18 protein-coding genes are annotated in these 18,801 nt (G+C 68.2%); 8 read left to right on the forward strand and 10 right to left on the reverse strand.

Features of this window, described 5'->3' with window-relative positions:
* Positions 1 to 16: 16 nt before the first annotated feature.
* Together GT007_RS18420 and GT007_RS18425 are read left to right on the forward strand one after the other, a co-directional pair.
* A complete protein-coding gene (locus GT007_RS18420) occupies positions 17 to 439 on the forward strand; it encodes a DUF1489 family protein (RefSeq protein ID WP_160123129.1) in 423 nt (140 codons plus the stop codon).
* 107 nt (positions 440 to 546) lie between these two features.
* Positions 547 to 759 (forward strand): hypothetical protein, encoded by a 213-nt coding sequence (locus GT007_RS18425; protein ID WP_160123130.1) that lies wholly within the window; start codon positions 547 to 549, stop codon positions 757 to 759.
* 3 nt (positions 760 to 762) lie between these two features.
* Here GT007_RS18425 and GT007_RS18430 read toward each other — a convergent pair whose 3' ends face one another.
* Genes GT007_RS18430 through GT007_RS18445 form a run of 4 tightly spaced genes read right to left on the reverse strand, consistent with a single transcriptional unit; the run spans position 763 to position 5,327 of the window.
* Positions 763 to 2,289, reverse strand: a complete 1,527-nt coding sequence (locus GT007_RS18430; protein WP_160123131.1) for a class I adenylate-forming enzyme family protein — start codon at positions 2,287 to 2,289, stop codon at positions 763 to 765.
* Positions 2,279 to 3,541: an acyl-CoA dehydrogenase family protein gene (locus GT007_RS18435; RefSeq protein ID WP_160123132.1), complete on the reverse strand. Its 1,263-nt coding sequence runs from the start codon at positions 3,539 to 3,541 to the stop codon at positions 2,279 to 2,281. The genes GT007_RS18430 and GT007_RS18435 overlap by 11 nt, the downstream gene beginning before the upstream one ends.
* Positions 3,542 to 3,543: 2 nt before the next feature.
* Positions 3,544 to 4,299, reverse strand: coding sequence for an alpha/beta fold hydrolase (locus GT007_RS18440; protein WP_160123133.1), 756 nt, complete (start codon positions 4,297 to 4,299; stop codon positions 3,544 to 3,546).
* Complete coding sequence (locus GT007_RS18445; protein WP_201451979.1) at positions 4,296 to 5,327, reverse strand: M29 family metallopeptidase; 1,032 nt, start codon at positions 5,325 to 5,327, stop codon at positions 4,296 to 4,298. The genes GT007_RS18440 and GT007_RS18445 overlap by 4 nt, the downstream gene beginning before the upstream one ends.
* A 298-nt stretch (positions 5,328 to 5,625) precedes the next feature.
* Between GT007_RS18445 and GT007_RS18450 the strand changes: the two genes are divergently transcribed.
* The 5 genes from GT007_RS18450 (at position 5,626) to GT007_RS18470 (ending at position 9,987) form a co-directional block, all read left to right on the forward strand.
* Positions 5,626 to 6,132, forward strand: coding sequence for a MarR family winged helix-turn-helix transcriptional regulator (locus tag GT007_RS18450; protein ID WP_160123135.1), 507 nt, complete (start codon positions 5,626 to 5,628; stop codon positions 6,130 to 6,132).
* A 54-nt stretch (positions 6,133 to 6,186) separates the two neighbouring features.
* The gene (locus tag GT007_RS18455) at positions 6,187 to 6,828 is read left to right on the forward strand and encodes a DUF1796 family putative cysteine peptidase (RefSeq protein WP_160123136.1); all 642 of its coding nucleotides are present in this window, start codon (positions 6,187 to 6,189) and stop codon (positions 6,826 to 6,828) included.
* A 64-nt stretch (positions 6,829 to 6,892) separates the two neighbouring features.
* Complete coding sequence (locus tag GT007_RS18460; RefSeq protein WP_160123137.1) at positions 6,893 to 7,324, forward strand: MarR family winged helix-turn-helix transcriptional regulator; 432 nt, start codon at positions 6,893 to 6,895, stop codon at positions 7,322 to 7,324.
* The gene (locus GT007_RS18465; protein ID WP_160123138.1) at positions 7,321 to 8,895 is read left to right on the forward strand and encodes an MFS transporter; all 1,575 of its coding nucleotides are present in this window, start codon (positions 7,321 to 7,323) and stop codon (positions 8,893 to 8,895) included. The genes GT007_RS18460 and GT007_RS18465 overlap by 4 nt, the downstream gene beginning before the upstream one ends.
* Positions 8,896 to 8,898: 3 nt before the next feature.
* Positions 8,899 to 9,987 carry an HlyD family secretion protein gene (locus GT007_RS18470; protein WP_160123139.1) on the forward strand — a complete coding sequence of 363 codons (1,089 nt, stop codon included), beginning with the start codon at positions 8,899 to 8,901 and terminating at the stop codon, positions 9,985 to 9,987.
* Between the two features lie 54 nt (positions 9,988 to 10,041).
* Here GT007_RS18470 and GT007_RS18475 read toward each other — a convergent pair whose 3' ends face one another.
* The 6 genes from GT007_RS18475 to metK form a co-directional block, all read right to left on the reverse strand.
* Positions 10,042 to 10,290: a hypothetical protein gene (locus tag GT007_RS18475; RefSeq protein WP_160123140.1), complete on the reverse strand. Its 249-nt coding sequence runs from the start codon at positions 10,288 to 10,290 to the stop codon at positions 10,042 to 10,044.
* Between the two features lie 110 nt (positions 10,291 to 10,400).
* Entirely contained in the window at positions 10,401 to 11,651 is a 1,251-nt protein-coding gene (gene odhB, locus GT007_RS18480) for a 2-oxoglutarate dehydrogenase complex dihydrolipoyllysine-residue succinyltransferase (RefSeq protein ID WP_160123148.1), read from the reverse strand.
* A gap of 28 nt (positions 11,652 to 11,679) precedes the next feature.
* Positions 11,680 to 14,577, reverse strand: coding sequence for a 2-oxoglutarate dehydrogenase E1 component (locus GT007_RS18485; protein WP_160123141.1), 2,898 nt, complete (start codon positions 14,575 to 14,577; stop codon positions 11,680 to 11,682).
* Positions 14,578 to 14,811: 234 nt separating this feature from the next.
* The gene (gene trmB / locus GT007_RS18490) at positions 14,812 to 15,486 is read right to left on the reverse strand and encodes a tRNA (guanine(46)-N(7))-methyltransferase TrmB (RefSeq protein ID WP_160123142.1); all 675 of its coding nucleotides are present in this window, start codon (positions 15,484 to 15,486) and stop codon (positions 14,812 to 14,814) included.
* A gap of 282 nt (positions 15,487 to 15,768) precedes the next feature.
* Complete coding sequence (locus GT007_RS18495) at positions 15,769 to 16,011, reverse strand: hypothetical protein (RefSeq protein ID WP_160123143.1); 243 nt, start codon at positions 16,009 to 16,011, stop codon at positions 15,769 to 15,771.
* A gap of 545 nt (positions 16,012 to 16,556) precedes the next feature.
* Positions 16,557 to 17,744 (reverse strand): methionine adenosyltransferase, encoded by a 1,188-nt coding sequence (metK, locus tag GT007_RS18500; RefSeq protein WP_160123144.1) that lies wholly within the window; start codon positions 17,742 to 17,744, stop codon positions 16,557 to 16,559.
* A 240-nt stretch (positions 17,745 to 17,984) separates the two neighbouring features.
* Here metK and GT007_RS18505 point away from each other — a divergent pair, with 240 nt between their 5' ends.
* Complete coding sequence (locus GT007_RS18505) at positions 17,985 to 18,548, forward strand: NifU family protein (protein WP_160123145.1); 564 nt, start codon at positions 17,985 to 17,987, stop codon at positions 18,546 to 18,548.
* Positions 18,549 to 18,801: the final 253 nt, after the last annotated feature.

The following is an 18,801-nucleotide window of genomic DNA, read 5'->3' on the forward strand; positions in this document are numbered from 1 at the left end:
CCATCCTCAGTCCACGATGCTGAACATGGTGAAACTCTGCGTGGGCGTGCGGGACGTGGCGCATCTGGCGGCGCTGCAGGCCGCGCGGCTGGCGAACGACCCGCCGCTGCGCCACCAGACGCGCATGGCCCCCAAGCGCCGGGACGAGCTGCTGGCGGGCGGCAGCCTGTACTGGGTGATCCAGGGGCATGTGCTGGTGCGGCAGCGCTTGGTCGATATCGCCGAGGACAAGTGGGACGACGGCACCCCCTGCACCGGCCTGGTGCTGGACCCGGAGCTGGTGCCGGTGCAGGCGCGCGCCATGCGCCCCTTCCAGGGCTGGCGCTATCTGGCGCCGGAAGCAGCACCGCCCGATCTGGGCGCCACCGGCCCCACGGATGGGCTGGACGCGCTGCCGCCGGAGATGGCGCGGGAACTCAGGGCGCTGTGCCTGATCTGAGGCGGGCCCGCGTTACCACTTCTTACACGCTCGCCCCATTTGTGCCGAAAACGGCATCCTATATGCACGGAAACGACCGGGGCCTGTCCCGGCGAAGGGAGCATGCCATGCGCAAGATCATGCTGCTGCTGGTCACCGCCGCCGGTCTGGCGGGGTGTGCCGTGTATCCGGACGGCACGGTGGCGCCCGCGCCTGTCGCGGTGGCGCCGGTCGTGGTCGCGCCGCGCCCGTATTACTACGGCTATGGCGGGTATTACGCGCCGCGCTACTATGGCTATGGCGGCTATTACCGGGGCGGCGGCTGGGGCCGGCGCTGGTAGCGCCTACTCCCCTTCCAGCATCCGCCGCAGTTCCGGCAGGCTGACCTTGCCCAGCGCCGTGCGCGGCAGGCTGTCCACCACCACCACGGCGCGCGGGTGCTTGAAGCGCGCCAAGCGGCCGTCGAAATGGCGCAGCGCCGCCTCGGCGTCGAAGCCCGGGCCCGGCACCACCACGGCCACCGGCACCTCGCCCCAGCGCGGATCGGGGCGGCCGACCACCGCGCATTCGGCCACACCCGGGGCCTCCCGCAGCACGCGCTCCACCTCGGCGGGGGAGATGTTCTCCCCGCCCGAGATGATGATGTGCTTCAGCCGGTCGGTGAACCAGAAGCGGCCATCCGCGTCGATGCGGCCCATGTCGCCGGTGCGGTACCAGCCCTCTGGCGTGAAGGCCTCCCGCGTCGCGGCGTCGTTGTTCCAGTAGCCGCGCATGATGTGCGGGCCGCGCACCAGGATCTCGCCATTCTCCGCGATCATCGCTTCCCCGAACGGGGCGGCGGTGCCGATCGAGCCGGGGGCGGCCAGCGCTTCCTCACGCGTCTGCGCCACGGCGATGGGCGCGGTTTCCGTGCTGCCATAGACCTGCTGGACCGGCACGCCCTTGGCGTGGAAGGCCTCGATCAGTTCCACCGGCACGTCGGAGGACCCGGCGCCCGCCGCCCGCAGGCAGGACAGATCCGCCCCCGTCCAGCGCGGATGGCGGATCAGCGCCGCCATGATGGCGGGCACCACCAGTGTCAGGCTGGGCCGGTCGCGCGCCATGCAGTCGAAGAAGGCCTCGGCGTCGAATTTCTGGTGCAGGATGATCTCGGACCCGGCCAGCAGCGCCGGCAGGGTCTGGATGTTCAGCCCGCCGACATGGAACAGCGGCAGCATGGTCAGCACGCGGTCGGCCTCGGCCATGCCGAACAGGGATTGCGCGTTGCGGGCATTGGCCAGCATCGCCGCCTGCGTCAGCACCGCGCCCTTGGGCCGGCCCGTGGTGCCGGAGGTATAGCAGATCAGCACCGGCGCCTCCGCGGAGCCCCGGGCCGGGCCCGGCAGCGGCTCCCGCGGCAGCATCCGCCAGGTGGAGGCCCCGATGGTGCCGATGCCGCGCTCCAGCATGAAGCGCTCGGGCATGCGGTGGCCGAAGCCCTCGACCACAGCGGCCAGCCGGGCGTCATCGGCGATCCAGCACCATTCCTCCTCGGCCAGGCGCCAGTTGATGGGCACCATGGCCAGCCCCGCCCGGGCACAGGCCAGCAGCGTGGCCAGGTGCACCGCGCCGTTCTGCCCCAGCATGCCGATATGCGGGCGGGAGGGATCGCGCGCCGCCTCGCGCTCCAGCACGCGGGCCAGCTGGGTGGCCACGCCGTGCAGCTGCGCGAAGGTCAGCGTGCCGTCGGCGTCGCGGATGGCGCGGCGGGTGGGGTGGCGGAGCGCCACGTCCTCGAACGCCGCCCACAGGGATGCGGGGGCGGGCGGCGGAACCGGAACCAGCCGGGGGGCGGGGCGGCGGCCGGGGAAAGGAATAACGTTACTGGTCATCCGTTTCGCCGCGCTCATACAGGGTCTCACGGCCCAGGCGGTCGATGCAGATCTCCGCCGTCCAGGGCAGCATCAGGGAGCCGCAGCGGCTGTCCCGGTACAGCCGTTCCAGCGGCAGGGATTTCAGCATGGATTGGCCCCCGCAGGTCCGCACGGCCTTGGCGGCCAATGCATTGGCATTTTCCATCACCGTGTTCTGCGCCGCCAGGGCGCGCAGCATGGAATCGCGGCCGGGATCGGCGCTGGCCTCGGAAATCGCCTGGAACCACAGCGCCTTGGTCTGTTCCAGCATCACCCGCATCTCCGCCACCGCGATCTGCTTGGTGGGGTACATGCGGCGCTTCACCGGGGGCGTGCCGGGCTGCTCGCCGCGCAGATAGCGCACGGTGAAGTCATAGGCCGCCTGGGCGATGCCCATGTAGGTAGGCGTCAGCGTCATGAACATGTGCGGCCAGCGGCTGGCCGCCTGGAAATACAGGCCGGAGGGCATCAGCGCCGCGTCGTCCGGCACGAACACATCTTGGAACAGCAGGTTGCGGGACACGGTGCCGCGCATCCCCAGCGGGTCCCACTCGCCCGCCACGGTCACGCCCGGGGCATCGGCCGGCACGGCCATGTACAGCGTGTTCCGGCGGGAGGAGGTGCCGTCCGTCACATCCGTGCACAGCACGCCATAGAAATCGGCGTGGCCCGCCAGCGAGGCGAAGATCTTCTTGCCGTTGATCTTCCAGCCGCCCTCCACCTTCGTGGCGTTGGTGCCGAAGGCGATGGTGCCGGCGGCGGCCGCCCCGCCCTCCGAGAAGGGCTGGGAGTAGATGGCGCCATCCTTCAGGATGCGGCGGTAATGCACCAGGCGGCGCTCATGGTGCTGGGCGCGGATATCGGCCGGCATCTCCAGGTCGTCGGTCAGCATGCCGGTCCACAGCGTGCTGCACACATGCATGTTCCAGGTCAGCGCGGTGGCGCCGCAATACCGGCCGAGTTCGGCCGCCGTCAGGCAATAGGCGCGGAAATCGGCGCCCAGCCCGCCGTCCTCCTGGGGGATGCAGACGCCCAGCCAGCCCTCGCGGTGCATGTCCCGGTAATTGTCGATGGGGAAGGTCGCCTCGCGGTCCCAGCGCGCGGCGCGCGGCGCCAGCACGCGGGCGCCGAATTCGCGGGCGCGGGCGGTCAGCTCGGTTTCCAGCGGGGTCAGGCGGAAGGCGCGCGGCTCGAAGATCGGCGCGTCGGGACGGGCAAGCGGCTGGTCCATGGTCAATCCTGCAGCAGGGAGCGGAGCGTGGCGTGAAAGGCGGCGGGCTGTTCCAGGTGCGGCAGATGCCCCGCGCCGGGAATGAGGGTGAGGCTGGCGTCGGGCATCGCCTCGATCATGCGCTGCATGGTGCGGGCGGGGGCCACCTGGTCCTCGGCGCCCGCGATGGCGCGGGTGCGGTGCGCGATGCCGGACAGGGCCGCGCGGCGGTCGAAGGTGGTCAGGCACGCCAGGGTGGCGCGATAGGTCGCCTCCGGCACCGCGGCCATCGCGGCGATGGCGGCGGGTTCGGCGGCGGGGTCCGCCCCCGGGGCGCACATGCCGCGCACCAGCCCGCCCGCGCATTCGGCCATGGTTTTTCCCGCATCCAGCGGCGCCAGGCGCTTGGTCAGGAAATCCTGGGCAAAGGCCGGGTCCTTGCCGCCGAAGGCCGGGGTGGTGGCATAGGGCAGCAAGGTGCGGATGCGCGCCGGATGCCGGATCGCCAGTTCCAGCGCGATCATACCGCCCATGGAATGTCCGACAAAATCGGCCGAATCGATTCCCTCGGCGGTCAGCTGTTCGGCCAGCATGTCGGCCAGCAGCGGGAAGGACAGGCCGGGCGGCAGCGGGGTGCCGCCATAGCCCGGCTGGTGCCAGGCCAGCACCCGGTGGCCGGGCAGCGCGGCGGCGGTGGCGGCCCACAATTCGGCCGCGCCACCGATGCCGTGCAGGCAGATGAGGGGCGCGCCCGCGCCCCAGGCCAGGAAGGGCGTCACAGCACCACGCCGTCCCGCACCACCGCCTCGCCGTCCAGCTCGATGGTGGTGTTGAAGACGGGGATGTCGAAATGCCCCTCCGTGTAGCGGCCCGCGAATTCATTGGCGCCGGTCGAGAACAGGAAATTGCCCGCCACCGCCCGCAGCTCCGTGCCGTTGGTGTCGCGCTGGTCGTACATGGCCAGGGCCTCATACCGCGCGCGGGGGTTCAGCCCCCAGCCGACATGGGAGACGGCATAGGCCGCCCGGTCGCCCCAGGCCTCCAGATAGCGGCGCATCAGCATGGCGTCGGTGCCGCTGCCCTCGATGGCGGTGATGTGGTCGTCCTCGATCGTCAGCGCCACCGGGGATTGCAGGTAGCGCTTGAAAGTGAGGTTCACATCCCCCGCATCCAGCACCAGCCGGCCATTCACGCTGCCGGCGGCGGGAAAGCTGACGACCACCCCGCCCGGCCAATGGGCGATGGTGCCGGGCCGGTCGGTCCAGCCCCAGACGCCCGCGGTGATGGCACGGTCCAGGCTGACCTCCAGCGCCGTGCCGGCGGCGGAGGTGACGCGCATGTGCCTGGCCGCGCGGGCGCGCTTCACGGCGGCCTTCACCAGGGGCTCATCGCCGGGCTGCGGCACCAGGCGGGCCAGGGCCTCCGGGTGCTCGTTGCTGATCATCAGCACGCGGCTGCCGGCGGTCAGGATCTCTTTCAGTTCAGGGGCGTGCAGCAGCCCCTCCAGCGTCAGGTCCAGCACCAGGGGGCTGGCCTTGATGGCGGCCAGCGCCGCCGGGTGGTGCTGGATGGCGCGGGAGGCCCCGGTGGAGCGCACGGGCACCGGCGCCGTGCCGGGCGGCGTGGGCAGCACGCAACGGAAGGGGCGCAGGCCGAGGCGCAGGCAGGCCAGCTCGGCCAGTTCCAGGTTCAGCGGGCGGGATTGGGTTTCGGCCAGCAGGCACACGGCCTCGCCCGGGGCAGGCTTGCACAGGGCGATCGCGGAGGCGAAAACGTCAAGCCAACCCGATTCAATACGGTCCGTCAACAAATTCCTTGCTCCCACCAATGTGCAGTTTTTTTGCACTTTCCATTCTTAGGAATGGAAAATCACCCGCATTTCCTATTTGTAAGGCGAAATCAAGCGATTAGTAGCATGAATATTCATGTATGTCCAGTGGTAACTATTGCAGGAAGTCGCTCGTTCAGCCATTGTTTATCTACAGGGCCAAAGGTTGATCGTTATCGGTGGGAGAGGTCGAAAGCACCTTGGCCGCTGAGAATGCCATACCCGAAGCGTCACGTTGTCATTGATTTGAGTGATACGCGGCAGGGGAGCGCGCGACATGGTGTTAGCCACGATTTCAACCCAGGGGGCAGCCACGGCGGCGCCCGCCCCGGTGTCGGCGCAGCGTTTCATCGACGATTACCTGCTCTATCTGCTGGCGCGGGCCTCTCACGTCATTTCCACCGAATTCCACGGCGTGCTGCGCCGCGCGGGGGTGCAGGTGCCGGTGTGGCGCGTGCTGGCCACCCTGGCCGGCAGCCCGGGTGAGACCGTCAGCGGCCTGGCCGATGCCTGCCTGCTGCAGCAGCCCACCATGACCAAGCTGCTGGACCGCATGGTGCGCGACAATCTGGTGAAGCGCCTGCCGGACCCCAAGGACCGCCGCGTGGTGCGCATCCAGATGACCAGCCGCGGCGAGACGGTGGTGAACGAACTGCTCGCCAGCGCCAAGAAGCATGAGCAGGAAGTGCTGGCCCGCCACCCGGATATCGACGCGGTCGCGCTGAAGACCCTGCTGCGCGGCATGATCGGCCGGCAGCGGCGCGGCAAGCGCGCGCTGGGCTGAGGCCACCCGCGCTTCCGGCTTCATCGCGTGGTGGCCAGATGCTATGGCATGGCCATGACGCAAGCCTTCTCGCACTGGGTGTCCCTGGGCTTCAACTGCGAGGTGGCCTTCCAGATGCGCCGCGTCCTCGGGCGTGACAGTTCCAGCTTCTTCTCCTGGAACATCACCCCGCTGGCGGCCCTGAGCTCGCTGCTGGACAGCCGCTTCGCGGGCATCCTGCAGCCCGGGAACCTCAGCGACCATGGCGACGGCGTGCTGGTCCGCGATGCCTCGCACGGCTATTCCTTCCACTCCCCCTTCGCCACGCCCAACCCGCACGACGACCCGGCCTTCGCCGGCAAGCTGGCGGAGTTCCGGGTGAAGGTCGGCTATCTGCTCGACAAATTCGCGGCCATCGCCGCAAGCGGCGAGCCCGTCGCCTATTTCCACCGCACCGAGGAGCCGGACGCGCGCGCCATCGGGGAGCATCTGATGGAACTGCTCGGCCGTTATCATGGCGAGGTGCGCAACTTCGTCCTGGTCCTGATCCAGCCCCAGGACCGGCAGGAGCCGGACTGGGCCACCCCGCGCCTGGCCAACCGCTATCTGCGCCGCCTCGCCCCCTTCGACGACGCGCCCGACGGCCATGTGCAGAGCTGGGACCGCATCTTCGCGGAATTCCCGCATCGGGAGCCGATGCGCCTGGCTGGCTTCTGACGCCCGGCCTCGGCCTGGACATTCTGTAGCTTGCTATACGTAGCAAGCTACATATATTGCCCGCATGAACCCCGAGGCCTTCTTCATCGACCAGCTCCGCCGCGTGACCCTGCGCTGGCGCACCCGCTTCGATGCGGAGCTGAAGGCCCAGGGCCAGACCCTGGTGCGCGCCCGCGCCCTCGTCTATCTCGCCCGCCGGCCGGAGGGCATGACCCAGCGCGAGCTGACCGAGCAGCTGATGGTCGAACACCCCACCATGGTGCGCATCCTGGACGCGCTGGAGGAACAGGGCCTGATCCGCCGCGAACCCATCGAGGGCAACCGCCGCGCCAACCGCCTGATCCTGTCCCCCGCCGCCCTGCCGATGGTGGATGAGCTGGAAGCCGCCTTCGCCGCCGAGGCGCACCGCGTGCTGCGCCATGTCCCGCCCGACAAGCTGGCCCTGGCGACCGAGGTGCTGCGCGGCATCGCCGAGCAGCTTGAGGAAGGGGCGTGAGCGAGCCCCCGCCACCAGGGCCGCTCCGTGTCGCCCTGCACATCGCGGCCGCCCTGACGCTGGGCCTGACCCAGGGGCTGGGCAACCAGTTCGTCGCCAGCAACGCCCAGGCCATCCAGGGGCAGTTCCTGGTCACGGCGAATGAGGCGCAGTGGCTGACCGCCGCCTATACCGCCACCAACATCACCGCCACCCTGCTGCTGTACAAGGTGCGCACCCAGTTCGGCCTGCGCGTGTTCACCGAGGCCGGGCTGGCCCTGTTCGCCGCCCTGTCCCTGCTGCACCCGCTGGTGCGGGACTTCCCCAGCATGGTCGCCCTGCGCGCGGCGGCGGGCTTCGCGGCGGCGCCCCTCAGCACCCTCGCCTTCCTCTATACCGTCAGCGTGCTGGCGCAGCGCTTCAAGCTCTCGGTCGGGCTCAGCGTGGGGCTGCTCGGCTCCCAGATCGCCCCGCCGCTGGCGCGGCTGCTCTCGCCGCACGTCCTGGACCATGCGGGGTGGGAGGGTCTGAACACGCTGGAATGCGGCCTGGCCCTGCTCAGCCTGGCCATCGTGCTGATGCTGCGCCTGCCGCCCAACCCGCGCAGCAAGGTGTTCGGCCTGCCCGATGCCATCAGCTTCCCGATGCTGATGCTGGGGATGGGGCTGCTCAGCCTCGTGCTCAGCCTGGGGCGGCTGTACTGGTGGTTCGAGGCCCCGTGGCTGGGCTGGTGCCTGGCGGGGGCGGTGATGCTGCTGGCCAGCGCCGCCGCCATCGAACTGAACCGCGCCCAGCCCATGCTGGAACTGCGCTGGATGGCCCAGCCCACCATGCTGCTGTTCACCGCCACCATGCTGGCCGCGCGCTTCGTGATGGCGGAGCCCGTGACCGGCGCGGTCGGCTTCTTCCAGAATCTGGGCCTGCTGAACGAGAACATGCAGGGCATGCAGATGGCCATCATCGCCGGCACGCTGGCGGGCACGGCCATCAGCTGCGTGCTGGTCGCGCCGCAACGCGCGCCGGCGCTGCATGCCGTGGGGCTGGCCTGCATCGCGCTCGGCGCCTGGATGGAAAGCTTCTCCACCAGCCTGACCCGCCCGCCGGAATTCTACCTGCCGCAGGGGCTGATCGCCTTCGGCACCGCCCTGTTCCTGCCCGCCGCCATGGCCTGGAGCCTGGCCTGGGTGTTCCGCACCGGCCCGCGCTTCCTGATGAGCTACCTGGCGCTGTTCCTCGCCTCCCAGGTGCTGGGCCAGCAGATCGGGTCCGCCGTGCTCGGCACCTTCGTCACGATCCGGGAGAAGTTCCATTCCAGCCACATCGTGGCCAGCCTGACCCTGCAGAACCCCAACATCGCGCTGCGCGTGCAGCAATACGGCGCCGGCCTGCGCCCCGTGCTGGAGGACACCGCCCAGCGCGATGCCCAGGGGCTGGCCCGCCTCGGCCAGCTCGCGACGCGGGAGGCCTATGTGCTGGCCTACAACGACCTGTTCCTCGCCGTGGCCGCGGCCGCCTTGCTGATGCTGCTCGCCCTGCTCCTTCACCGGGCGATGGCCGCCCTGCGCGCCGCCGCCCCCCACAAGACAGCCTGACCCATGAAACGTTTCCTCCTCACCATCCTGCCCGTGCTGGGCTGCGGCCTTGCGGGGGCGCTATTCGCGCTGCATGCCTGGGGGCTGCCGCCCTTCACCTCCTCGGTGCAGATCACGGACAACGCCTATGTGCGCGGCGCCGTCACCACCATCAGCCCGCAGGTGGCGGGCTATATCGTCGAGATCCCGGTGCAGGACTATGCGGAGATCCGCGCGGGCGACCTGATCGCGCGGATCGACGACCGCAGCTATCGCGCCCGGCTGGACCAGGCGCAGGCCAGCCTCGCCGCCGCCCGCGCGGCACTGGCCAGCCTGGACCTGCAACGCCAATCGCGGGAGGCCGCGGTGGCCGTCGCCACCGCCCAGATCCACAATGCCGAGGTGGTGCTGGCCAAGGCCCAGCTGGACCTGCGCCGCGTCATCCCGCTGCTGGAAAGCAATGTGCAGTCCCGCTCACGCGGGGATGACCTGCGCGCGGCCGAACGCCAGGCCGAGGTCGGGCTGGAACAGGCCCGCGCCGCGCATCTGGTGGCCGAGCGCGCCCTGGCCGAAACCCTGGGGCTGCGCCCGAACCTGGAAGCCACCATCCGTGGCGCCGAGGCCGCCGTGCACCTGGCGGAAATCGACCTGGGCAACACCCGCGTCGTCGCCCCGCGCGACGGCCGCCTGGGCGAGATCGGCGCGCGGCTGGGCCAATACGTGGCCCCCGGCACGCAGCTGACCGCCCTGGTGCCAGACCAGGTGTGGGTGATCGCGAACTACAAGGAAAACCAGATCGCCGGCATGCACCCGGGCCAGGCCGCCACCCTGCGCGTGGACGCGCTGGGGGGGCTGGCGCTCAGCGGGCATGTGGAACGGTTCTCGCCGGCGGCGGGGTCGGAATTCAGCGTGATCCGGGCCGACAACGCGACCGGCAACTTCACCAAGGTGGCGCAACGCCTGCCGGTGCGGATCGCGATCGACCCGGGCCAGCCGATGGCGGGGCTGGTCAGCCCGGGGATGTCGGTGGTGGTGAGCATCGACGTGGACCAGCCGGTGGAAGAAGGGGAGACCAGGCTGGGGGCACGAAGGGAGATGGGCGGGGCGGGGTGAACCCACCCCAAACTTCCCGCAGGGGTTTGGGGAGGCGGCGCCTCCCCAACCTCTTCAGAACTTGCGCGGTTCCCGGCGCGGCGGCCGGCGCGGGCCGCGTTCCTCACGCGGCGGCGGCGCGGGCTGCTTCAGTTCCTCGATCAGCTCGCGGATCTTGGTGGCGATCGAGCCACGCAGTTCCGGCGAGGTGTGCGGCTTGAGGTTGGTATAGACCTCCTTGAGGTCCCTCAGCTGCTTTTCCTTCTCCAGCCGGTTGCGCGGGATGGGTCGGTTGTCGCTGAGCTGGCCTTCGCGCGAGCGCATGGGCGTGTATCCGTGTGAAAGAGTGATGCCCCAATCCGCGAGAAAGGGCCCGCCGAAAGCGGACCCTTGCCGAGCGGTGGCGGGCCGGTGGGTTCCGGCCCTGCCTTGGTTCAGATGTCCAGGATCAGGCGGCGCGGGTCTTCGATGCACTCCTTGACCCGCACCAGGAAGCTCACGGCTTCCTTGCCGTCCACGATGCGGTGATCGTAGCTGAGGGCAAGGTACATCATCGGGCGGATTTCCACCTTGCCGCCCACGGCCATCGGGCGTTCCTGGATCTTGTGCATGCCCAGGATGCCGGACTGCGGCGGGTTCAGGATGGGGGTGGACATCAGGCTGCCATACACGCCGCCATTGGTGATGGTGAAGCTGCCGCCCGCCATCTCCTCCAGCTTCAGCTGGCCGTCACGCACCCGCTTGCCGAAATCGGAGATTGTCTTCTCGATCCCGGCGAAGGACAGCTGGTCGGCGTTCTTCACCACGGGCACGACCAGGCCGTTCGGGCCACCCACGGCCACGCCCATGTTGACGAAGTTCTTGTAGACCACGCTGTCGCCGTCGATCTCGGCGTTGACCGCCGGGAATTCCTTCAGCGCGACCACGCAGGCCCGCACGAAGAAGGACATGAAGCCCAGCCGCGTGCCGTGCTTCTTCTCGAAGGCTTCCTTGTATTCGGCGCGGAGAGCCATCGCGGCACCCATGTCCACCTCGTTGAAGGTGGTCAGCATGGCGGCGGTGTTCTGCGCTTCCTTCAGGCGGCGCGCGATGGTCGCGCGCAGCTTGGTCATCTTCACGCGCTCCTCGCCGGGCAGCAGCACGCGGGCGGCCTTGGCGGCGGGGGCGGAAGCGGCGGCGGCCGGCGGGTTGGCCAGGAAGGACAGCACATCGCCCTTCGCCACCCGGCCATCCTTGGCCGAGCCGGGGCCGATCTGGCCCGGGGTGATGTTGTTCTCAGCCATCAGCTTGGCGGCGGCCGGCAGCGGCGCGTGGGCCGAGGCGGCAGCGGGCGCCGGGGCGGGCGCGGCCGGCACGGGGGCCGGGGCCGGCGGCGGGGCGGCGGCGGTGGCCGCACCCGTCACGGAACCGCCGGCGGTGCCGACGGGCTTGGCCGCGGCGTTGCCGGCACCCTCGGCGATGCTGCCCAGCACGGCGCCGGGCTCGACCTCGGCGCCCTCGGCGGCCGCGATGGCTTCCAGCACGCCGGCGGCCGGCGCGTTCACCTCGACGGTGACCTTGTCGGTCTCCAGCTCAACCAGCGGCTCGTCGGCGGCCACGGCCTCACCGGCCTGCTTCAACCAGCGCGCCACGGTAGCCGTGCTGACACTCTCGCCCAGGGTGGGCACCAGGATCTCGGTCATCAGTCTCTAGCCTCGTCTCGTTGGCGGCGTTTTACAGGCCGAGAGCCTGCTTCACCAGGGTATCCTGTTCGGCGGCGTGCACCTTCGCCAGGCCGGTGGCCGGGCTCGCGGCTTCCTCGCGGCCGATGTAGCCGGGGCGCTTGGCCTTGATGTCCAGCTTCAGCAGCACCTTCTCGATCTTGCGGTCGAGGAAGGTCCAGGCGCCCATGTTCTCAGGCTCCTCCTGGCACCACACCACTTCCGCGTTCTTGTAGGGCGCGAGGGTGGCCGCCAGGGACTTCGCCGGGAACGGGAACATCTGCTCCACGCGCACCAGCGCCACATCCTGCACCTTGGCGTCGCGGCGGGCCTGCAGCAGGTCGTAGTAGACCTTGCCGGTGCAGAGCACGACGCGCTTCACATTCTCCTCGGGCGCGATCGCGTCGATCTCGGGGATCACGTGGCGGAAGGAGGTGCCGGGGCCGAATTCCGCCAGCGAGGACACCGCCAGCTTGTGCCGCAGCAGCGACTTCGGCGACATCACGATCAGCGGCTTGCGATAGTTCGCCTTCAGCTGGCGGCGCAGCGCGTGGAAGTAGTTGGCGGGGGTGGTGAAGTTGCACACCCGCATGTTGCGTTCCGCGCACAGCTGCAGATAGCGCTCCAGGCGCGCCGAGGAATGCTCGGGGCCCTGGCCTTCGTAGCCATGCGGCAGCAGCATCACCAGGCCCGACATGCGCAGCCACTTGGTTTCCGCGCTGGCGATGAACTGGTCGATGATGACCTGGGCGCCGTTCGCGAAGTCACCGAACTGGCCTTCCCACAGCACCAGGGAGTTGGGGTCGGCCAGCGAGTAGCCGTAGTCGAAGCCCAGCACGCCGAACTCGGAGAGCAGGGAGTTGAAGGCCTCGAACTTCGGCTGGCCTTCCTTGAGGTAGTTCAGCGGCGCGTATTCGGTCTGCGTCTTCTGGTCCACCAGCACGCAGTGGCGGTGGCTGAAGGTGCCGCGCTGCACGTCCTCACCCGAAAGCCGCACGCGGTGGCCTTCCAGCAGCAGCGTGCCGAAGGCCAGCGCCTCGCCGGTCGCCCAGTCCAGCCCCTCGCCGGTGTCGATGGAGGCCTTCTTGGCCTCCATCTGGCGGGCGATCTTGGGGTTCAGCACGAAGTCGGCGGGCACGCGGGTCAGGCCCGCGCCCACCTCGCGCAGGGTTTCCAGCGACACGGCGGTGGGCTCTTCCTGCTCCACGTCGCCGCTGTCGGCCTTCAGGCCGGTCCAATGGCCTTCCAGCCACTCCGCCTTGTTGGGCTTGTAGTCCTGGGAGGCCTGGAAGGCTTCCTCCAGCGTCGTGTTGAAGCTGTCGAGGATCGCCTTCGATTCCTCGGCCGGGATGCTGCCCTCGGTCGCCAGGCGCTCGGCATACAGGGTGCGCGTGGACTTCAGCCCCTTGATGCGGGCGTACATGACCGGCTGCGTGAAGGCGGGCTCGTCGTTCTCGTTGTGGCCGTGGCGGCGGTAGCAGACGATGTCCAGCACCACGTCGGCCTTGAACTTCTGCCGGTATTCGGCGGCCAGGCGGCTGGCCCAGACCACGGCTTCGGGGTTGTCGCCGTTCACGTGCAGGATCGGCGCCTGGATGCTCTTGGCGACATCGGTGCAGTACAGGCCCGAATAGGCATGCGCCGGCACGGTGGTGAAGCCGATCTGGTTGTTGGTCACGATATGGATCGTGCCGCCGGTGCGGTAGCCGACGAGCTGGCTCATCGCCAGCGTCTCATACACCACGCCCTGGCCGGCGAAGGCCGCGTCGCCATGCAGCAGGATGCCCATGACGGTGCCGCGGTCCTTCACGTCGCCCGCCATGTCCTGGCGCGCGCGCACCTTGCCGGCCACCACCGGGTCCACGCATTCCAGGTGCGAGGGGTTGGGCTGCAGCGAGAGATGGACCTTGCGGCCGTTGATCTCGACATCGGTGCTGGTGCCGAGGTGATACTTCACGTCGCCCGAGCCCTGCACGTCGTCGGGCTTGTAGCTGGCGCCCTTGAACTCGCTGAACACCTTGGTGAAGGACTTCTTCACCACGTTCACCAGGACGTTCAGGCGGCCACGGTGGGCCATGCCGATCGCGATCTCGTTCACGCCGAGGCCGGCGGCGGTCTCGATCACGGTCTGGACGGAGTTGATGGTGGTCTCGCCGCCCTCAAGCCCGAAGCGCTTGGTGCCGACATACTTCTTGGCGCAGAACGCCTCGAAGCCCTCGGCCTCCGTCAGCTGGGTCAGGATGTGGCGCTTGGCGGCCTTGTCGAAGGCGCCGTTCCAGGGCGCGCCCTCGACCTGCTGCTGGATCCAGGCCTTCTGGCCGGGGTCCTGGATGTGCATGAACTCCACGCCGATCGGGCCGCAATAGGTGGCGCGCACCACCTGCAGGATCTGGCGGACGGAGGCGGTCTCCAGGCCCAGCACGCCATCGATGAAGATGGGGCGGTCCATGTCGGCCGGGCCGAAGCCCCAGAATTCCGGCGAAAGCTCCGGGTGGGGCTTGGGCACATGCAGGCCCAGCGGGTCCAGCTGGGCTTCCAGATGGCCGCGGACGCGATAGCTGCGGATCAGCATCAGGGCGCGGATGCTGTCCAGCTGGGCGCGGCGGATGGCCTCGGGGTCGGCGGCGGGGGCCGGGGCGGCGGCGGGCTTGCCGCCCTTGGCACCCTTGGCGTCCTTCGCGGCGGGGGGCACCGGCTCCTCGGGGGCGAAGCCGCCGCGGGCGCGGGGCCGCCAGGAAGCGCCCAGGGCGTCCTGCATCACGGCATGGGCATCATCGCCCATCGCGGCGAACAGCTCCGCGAAGGAGGCATCCACGCTGTCGGGTTTTTCCACCCAGCGCGCGTAGAGGTCAGCGAGATAGGCAGCGTTGCCGCCCGTCATCGCGCTCGCGAGGATGTCCACTCCGGCCATTCTTCAACCCGGACTCGCCTTGCGGTGGCCCGGCCCTTTCATTCCTGTCTGCGGCAGACGCCGCCGCGCATGTCTATGGCGGCGGTCGTTAACATAAGCATGATGGCAAAACCACGGCAGCCCTTGGTTGCAAGGGTGATATGGCGAAATCAGGATGCTGCGCCGCAAAATCAGGCATTTGCGCGCATCCGCGGGCAAAACCTCGGCCACGGCACCCGTGAACTGTTGGTGACGCTATACCCGCACCCACTCCCAGTATAGGGGCGTGCGGCCCGCCTCGATCGCCTTCGCCTCATACCGCGTCGGCGGCCAGCCGGGCGGGCGGGCGCGTGCGGGCTCCGCGCCCCGGAACAGGGGCGAGGGGCGCAGCACTTCCTCCACCCAGCCCTGATAGGTCGGGTCGTCGGAGGCGATGCGCCAGATGGCGCCCGGCTTCAGCACGCGGGCGACGATGGGCAGGATCTCGGGGTGCACGAAGCGGCGCTTGGTGTGGCGCGCCTTGGGCCAGGGGTCCGGGAACATCAGGAACATCCGGTCCAGGCTGGCCTCCGGCAGGGACAGCAGCAGGGCGCGCGCGTCCTCCGGCCACAGGCGCAGGCGGGCGGGGATGGGGGCGGTGGCTTCCTGCCCGTCCGGGATGATCTGCGTCAGCAGGGAGCACAGGCCGTGCTCATATACTTCGCTGGCGATGATGGCGGTGTCGGGGTTGGCGGCCATCAGGGCCAGCGTGTGCTCGCCGCCGCCGAAGCCGACCTCCAGCCAAGTCTGGCTGGCACCCGCCGCGAAATCCAGACCCGCGAAGCGCATGCGCGGCAGGGCCTCGGTCAGCAGCAGTTCCTGCCTCGGGCGCAGCTTGTGGCCACGGCGGCGGCCATACAGGCGATTTGGTATCGAGGTGGGGAATTCCAAATTACCGAACTCTGCTCAAATAATAACCAAGAACTAATGTAACCAAGGGCAACACAGCCGTTTTAATTAGGTCTGCCACGTCGGCAAAAGATTCCTGGAAAAATATTTTCACAAAAGTGGCTACCACCAAAGAAACAACCCACGACCAAAGCACAATTCTAGTTATGAATTTTCGACTTTCGTCTTCTTCTCGGGCTTTTCCTACATTTTCATCGAACTGCCTGCGCTCATCCGTAGCAAGCTCTTTTAGCGCCGCAATTCTTGCGGAGTCCTCATCAAACCCTACCACGTTAAGCGCATAGCATCTACAACACCTCGACCAACTCGACGTGCGTTCTGGGTTAGGCTTTCGCCCTCATTCAATAAATCCTGAATTACGCCCTTCAGAAGGCGCGCATCGTCAATGCACCCCTTACTCTCAAGGTCTATGCGCAGAGCGTTCAATTCTTGCGCAATTTCAGCAAGTTTGACTGCCGATCCAAATTGAACGTCAGTAGCATTCTTAAGGTCGGAAATCAGCGCCATCGAACCGATCCCTCAATTCCATCCGTCCCTCAATACGATAGGGACCCGCGTCTCTACGCCCCTTTATCACCAAAAGTGGAGGCACGGAAATCACGTCTAACGACAAACGGTAATGCACCGGACCCGAAACGAGCGTTCCATCATCCCGCACTTGCCATATGGGCATATGCGAACCGGGAGTCACGGTGAAATCAGCTATGATTTTATCGTCAGCCTGCCACGATAAATTTCCTGTCCAGATCCCACCAATGGCGTCCTGCCCAACCAAAGTACCACAGCGAACCGCCAAAAAAGCTTGAAGCGGTACCGCGAAGAGATGATTGACTGGGCTGTCATCAGGAATTTTTGTGTAATGATATGTAACTGCCCAGCATCCGTCCAAGTCCAAGAATTCCAGAGCAGAGCTTAGTTGCGCAGCCATGAGAAATACATCCTAACCTCAGGGTTGGATTCTATAACTCAAACGGGTTCTGCAAGACAAGAATAAGGGCGAGGCATGCCATGCCTCGCCCTCGCGCAGCCAGCAACGTAACCCCAGGCCAGAATCAGCGGCCGAAGGCGCGCTTCAGCTCATCCACCAGGTCGGTCTTCTCCCAGGTGAAGGTGCCCTTCTCCAAGTCCGGCGTGCGGCCGAAATGGCCGTAGCTGGAGGTGGGGACATAGATCGGGCGGTTCAGGTGCAGGTGCTCACGGATGCCGCGCGGGGACAGGTTGATCAGCTCCTGCACCACCTTCGCCAGCTTCTCCTCGTCCACGTCCTTGGCCGTGCCGTGCAGGTCGAAATAGACCGACAGGGGCTTGGCCACGCCGATGGCGTAGCTGACCTGGATCGTGCACTTCTCGGCCAGACCGGCGGCCACGACGTTCTTGGCGACATAGCGCGCGGCATAGGCGGCCGAACGGTCCACCTTGGTGGGGTCCTTGCCGGAGAACGCGCCGCCGCCATGCGGGGCCGCGCCGCCGTAGGTGTCCACGATGATCTTGCGCCCGGTCAGGCCGCAATCGCCATCGGGGCCGCCGATCACGAAGGTCCCGGTGGGGTTCACGTACAGCTCGCTGTCGGCGGGCATCCAGCCGGCGGGCAGGCTGCTCTCGATCAGCGGCTTCACCATCGCCTTGATCTGGGCCTGGTCCAGACCTTCCTCATGCTGGGTGGACAGCACGATGGAGGTGGCGCCGACCGGCTTGCCGTCGATATAGCGCAGGGTCACCTGGCTCTTCGCGTCGGGCAGCAGGCCCTTCACGGACAGGTCGCCATTGCGGCGCAGCTCGCTGATGCGGCGCAGGATCAGGTGCGCGTAGTACAGCGGGGCGGGCATCAGGTCGGGCGTCTCGGTGCAGGCGTAACCGAACATGATGCCCTGGTCGCCGGCGCCTTCGTCCTTGTTGCCGGCCGCGTCCACGCCCTGTGCGATGTGCTCGGACTGGGCATGCAGGTGGCATTCGACATGGGCGTTGGCCCAATGGAAGCCTTCCTGCTCATAGCCGATGTCGCGCACCGCCATGCGGGCGTTGTGCAGCAGCAGCTCGGACGTGATGCTGCCCGGGCCGCGCGTCTCGCCGGCGATGATGATGCGGTTGGTGGTCACCAGGGTCTCACACGCGACGCGCGCGTAGGGATCGGCTTCCAGGAAGGTGTCCAGAACGGTGTCGCTGATCCGGTCCGCCACCTTGTCAGGATGGCCTTCGGAGACGCTCTCCGACGTGAAGAGATATTCGCCCTTATCGCGCATGGCTTTGGTTCGGCCTCTTGTCGCTGCCCCGGGAGCACCCCGGAATGGCTCCCCAGGGAATGTAGCCCCGACGGTGCGAGTGATCGTGTGGCAGCGCAGCGAAACGGGGTCAAGGCTGTGTCCGGGCGGCCACGGCAAGGCTGCCCCGTGCCCCCCGCAGGCCGTGCGCCGCGCCCGGCCCTTGCGGGCGCGGCGGAAACAGACCAAATGCGGTCTGGAATAGACCCCGAGGGCTGACGCATGTTCATCGAGACCGAAGGCACCCCCAACCCCGCCACGCTGAAGTTCCTGCCGGGCCAGGATGTGATGGGGGCGCTGGGCACGGCCGATTTCGCCTCGGCCGAGGATGCGGTGCGCAGCCCGCTGGCCACCCGGCTGTTCGCGCTGGACGGCGTGTCCCGCATCTTCCTGGGCGGCGATTTCGTGACCGTGACCAAGGACGGCATGACCGATTGGCGTGAGCTGCGCCCGGCCGTGCTGGCCGCCATCATGGCCCATTTCATGGCCGGCCTGCCGGTGATCGAGGGCGAGGCCGACCCCGGCACCGCCGAGGACATCGACCCCGCCGACGCCGAGGTCGTGGCCATCATCAAGGACCTGCTGGACACGCGCGTGCGCCCGGCGGTGGCCGGTGACGGCGGCGACATCGTGTTCCGCGGCTTCCGTGACGGTGTGGTGAAACTGAAGATGCAGGGCGCGTGCTCTGGCTGCCCGTCCTCCCGCGCCACGCTGAAGCATGGGGTGGAGAACATGCTGCGCCACTACATTCCCGAAGTGGTGGCCGTGGAGCAGGTGGAAGCCTGAACCCTCCGGCTGCCTTCGGCAGCCGGCGGATTTTTTCCGCCCTCAAGCGCCGGGCGGCGGCATCCGCCGCCTTGGCTTACGCCGGACTACCGGCGGCGCCCGTTCGGGCGCTTGGCAATTTTTTGCCCCTCAAGCGCCGGGCGGCGGCATCCGCCGCCTTGGCTTACGCCGGACTACCGGCGGCGCCCGTTCGGGCGCTTGGCAATTTTTTGCCCCTCAAGCGCCGGGCGGCGGCATCCGCCGCCTTGGCTTA

The sequence above is a fragment of the Rhodovarius lipocyclicus genome (genome assembly GCF_009900765.1).
Lineage (GTDB): Bacteria > Pseudomonadota > Alphaproteobacteria > Acetobacterales > Acetobacteraceae > Rhodovarius > Rhodovarius lipocyclicus.